The organism is Shewanella sp. 11B5 (assembly GCF_002836795.1).
GTDB classification, from domain to species: Bacteria; Pseudomonadota; Gammaproteobacteria; order Enterobacterales; family Shewanellaceae; genus Shewanella; species Shewanella frigidimarina.
Genome location: NZ_PJAP01000732.1, coordinates 1 through 1,892, shown reverse-complemented (window position 1 = coordinate 1,892; position 1,892 = coordinate 1). Strand labels below are relative to the sequence as shown.

Here is a 1,892-nt window from a genome sequence, read left to right as displayed (position 1 = left end):
ATAAGTCCACATTGACGTTTTCACGACCACAGAACGCCACAGCTAACCAAAATAGCTAACATTTCCTTTATTATGGTTAGCACGATAATCAAATTAATTGACCATAATTGTGGCTGGCAAAGCAAGCTTGTTATTATTCTATGATTATTTTAATGATCAACCATTAGTATAAAGATCAGCTTTTAACATAATCACCACCCTTTACGAGCTAAGTGTAATTTTTTTAGTTAAAGGCACTTTGAGCACAACGGGTTAAGCCTGCAGTTACCGAACCAAAATGGTCACCCACCACCACTTTGGCATTGGGGTACACGCTAGCGATTTTATTGTATATTGCCGGGCTTCTAGCAGTACCGCCTGTTACATACACAATATCAGGAGTGGTTGGCATATCACAATCTTGTTGCTCTGCTTTAGCTATAGCCGTTTGCATTGCTTGTTTCATTAACGCTTCAACTTTCGCTAAAGGATCGTTAATGGCTTGCTCAAACTGTGCTGCGGTTAACGGGACTAACAGCCCCTTTTCAATAAAATCTAACGAACATTGAATGGTGTCATTGTCGGACAAACTAATTTTCGCCGCTTCAGCTTGGCGTACCACTTGATAACTCATTTGGTTCTTTTGTACTTTTTGTAAACGAACTAATAGTTCAGGCTGCTGCGCTTCTTTGATTAGCTGCTCAACTAACTTACGAGAGGGTAAACTAACAAAGTCACGTTGGGCACTAATATCATTGACGGCCACCGCGTTCCAAAAAGGCGTTCTTGGCATAGGTTTACCGTTAATCATTAACGTATCGGCACCAAAACTTGGCATCAACCCAGTCATCGCTAACGCAATATCTAAATCGTTACCACCAATCCGTTGACCTGAATGCCCAAAACAGTCTGGGCTGCGGTCTTGTTGTTTAATGTAAGACGGCCCCATTTTCACCACTGAACAATCTGTCGTACCGCCGCCAACATCGACTACTAACACGGTATTGTCATCGCTTAGGTTTGACTCAAAATCCATACCTGCGGCTAAGGGTTCAAATAAAAACCTAACATCGGTAAAGCCTGAGCGAGTTGCCGCAAGGCGTAAAATGGTTTCAGCTTGTTGATTACTGTCTTCGCCACCTATGCCTTGGAAATTAACTGGTCGGCCTATCACCGCATGACTGGCCGAGCTAAGCGATTTCGCGTTTAACGCTTTGTCAGCTAACGTTTTCACATGTTGCATCATCAAGGTGACAATGTCTTCAAATAAGGCTATTTGTTCAACACGTAATCCGTTGGCACCTAAAAAAGACTTTGGAGAGCGGACATAAAAACCTTCTTCAGGCATGTCTAAATAAGCATCTATCGCAGCTTGGCCAACAAACACAGCTTGTTCATTGGGCGACAGATCAAGCTCATGACGCATTAGTTTTGCACGCATTAACTGAGAACTGCGCAAATGAGAGTACTCTGCTTTTAAGTGTTCTGGTAATCCTTGGTATACCGCCTCGGCAATAAGCTCGCGATCCATTGCGTACAACGTTGAAGGCATAAAATCCGAATGAGTTGATAATGGTAATAACGATACCGCATCATCAATCATTACCCCAATCGCACAGTTGGCACTGCCGTAATCAAATCCAACAAACATTGACTTACCTTCTGTCATCTAATCGAAAAAAGCGCTCAAAATAACACACTTACGCCACTTGCTAAACCATTTATCACTGTTTTATCTAAAGGTAAGTATCAATACTTAACTTTTTTTTACTTTGAGTGAATGTTTAAATACTTTACATTGAGTATATGGCGGCATGAATCTGCACAAGAGAGGTTATCTACATTGTCAATTTAGGCTGGTCAAGATCATTACTTAATAAGTAAAATGGCTAAGTTACAGAGTAGAATATAAA

Annotated in this window: 1 protein-coding gene; it reads right to left on the bottom strand. The window is 41.2% G+C overall.

Translation table 11 applies throughout. The annotated features are described in order from the left end of the window. Positions 1 to 223: 223 nt before the first annotated feature. Complete coding sequence (gene yegD / locus CXF78_RS15830) at positions 224 to 1,630, bottom strand: molecular chaperone (RefSeq protein WP_102037324.1); 1,407 nt, start codon at positions 1,628 to 1,630, stop codon at positions 224 to 226. Positions 1,631 to 1,892 lie beyond the last annotated feature (262 nt).

Excerpts from the sequence above, each read along its gene's own strand:
- yegD (WP_102037324.1), bottom strand. The coding sequence starts at position 1,630 with ATGTTTGTTGGATTTGATTACGGCAGTGCCAACTGTGCGATTGGGGTA.